The sequence below is a fragment of the Methylobacterium variabile genome (assembly GCF_001043975.1).
Classification (GTDB): Bacteria; Pseudomonadota; Alphaproteobacteria; order Rhizobiales; family Beijerinckiaceae; genus Methylobacterium; species Methylobacterium variabile.
Genome location: NZ_LABY01000329.1, coordinates 1 through 1352 on the forward strand (window position 1 = coordinate 1; position 1352 = coordinate 1352).

The following is a 1352-nucleotide window of genomic DNA, read 5'->3' on the forward strand; positions in this document are numbered from 1 at the left end:
CACTCGGACGAGCAGGTCGCGCGGCCCCGGCGTTGGAGTCGGGAGATCGAGATCAACGAGCGCTTGATCGTGGTCGATCGGCAGGGAGGTGTAGAAACCGACAGCCTTCATGGAAGTGGTCCTTTCTTTGGTATGGGGGTTAGGAGCGGGCGCTCGCCGCGACGCCGAGCACGATGGCGGCGGCGCCGAGGATCAGGTCCGGGCCTGGGCTCTCGCGCAGGGCCGCCATGGAGAAGGCGAGGCCGGAGACCGGCACCGCCAGCATCAGGGTCGACATCGCGCTCGCCGGCAGCCGGGCGCTCGCCGCGTTGACGGCGCAGAAGCAGAAGGCGGTGGCGACCGGGCCGACGAAGGCGAGACAGACCCAGAGCGTACCCGTGCCGTCGCCGGTGAACGGCCCCTCGACCGCGCGGGCAAGCGGGGCCAGCACCATTGCCGCGAGCAGCATTTGCCAGGGCGCGAGCCGGATCGCCGGCGAGGGCGCGCGGCCGTAACGCAGGTGCAGGATGCACAGGGCCCAGGCGGCGGAGGCGGCGAGCAGCATCGCGTTGGCGCCGACGACCTGCGCGTCGCGCCAGTCGATCGCGTGCGGGTTGAGCAACAAGAGAACACCGAGACCGGCAAAAATGATACCGACCCAACGCCGCCGTTCAATCCGCTCGCCGAACAACAGAAGTGCGGCGGGAAGGACCCAGATCGGCGTGGTGTAGCTCAAAATCGCAGAGCGACCGGCAGGCAGGTGAGTCATGGCCACGGCGCCGAGGGCCGTGAACAGCATCATCTGCAGGAGGCCGATCGAGGCGACAATGGGCAGGTCGGCCCGCTCCGGCAGCCGCAGCTCACGGCGCAACATCTGCCAAACGAACAGGCAAGCCGCACCCATGGCGAAGCGCGATGCGGAAAACCAAAGCGGCGAGACATGGCCCAATCCGACTTTCATTACCGGCCAGTTGGCGCCCCAGAGCAGGATCGCGACGCCGAGTAAGAGCGCGGGACCGCACCGCAGCCGCGGACGGCTCGATACACCCACCTCTGCCGCAACGACGGCGACGCCAATTTGTCGTTTGGCTGGTAAGTCGTTGGAGGCAGGGCATGAGTTGGTGGCTGAGGCGGACATGATGGGCCTTGTGAAGGATCAGATGTCGTGGTCCGGGCAACTCCAGCGACCTGGATGCTCGGCGTCATGTCGTCCGCGACGAATGAGAGGAGGGTAGAATGCCTGCGCTGGATTGATCTGATAAGCGCATAGTTCCAATTGCTGTAATTGGATTATCGACTGAAGCCGGAGCAGCTCGACCGGAGACTGAATGCGATGGTGATCCGTCGCCAAAGCGCAGCAGGACGAGACCGTC

General features: G+C 65.8%; 2 protein-coding genes and 1 pseudogene. All 3 read right to left on the reverse strand.

All coding sequences use genetic code 11. The annotated features are described in order from the left end of the window. Nucleotides 1–111 (reverse strand): annotated as a pseudogene (locus VQ02_RS39595) (zinc-binding alcohol dehydrogenase family protein); the annotation flags it as partial. Nucleotides 112–139: 28 nt separating this feature from the next. Next, a complete protein-coding gene (locus VQ02_RS32300) occupies nucleotides 140–1117 on the reverse strand; it encodes a DMT family transporter (protein ID WP_048448365.1) in 978 nt (325 codons plus the stop codon). Nucleotides 1118–1135: 18 nt separating this feature from the next. Next, on the reverse strand, nucleotides 1136–1352 hold a 217-nt coding region (locus VQ02_RS38850), incomplete at its 5' end, for a hypothetical protein (protein WP_209437097.1).

What these genes read in the sequence shown, in the direction of transcription:
- VQ02_RS32300 (WP_048448365.1), bottom strand. Translation starts at nt 1,117, where the DNA reads ATGTCCGCCTCAGCCACCAACTCATGCCCTGCCTCCAACGACTTACCA.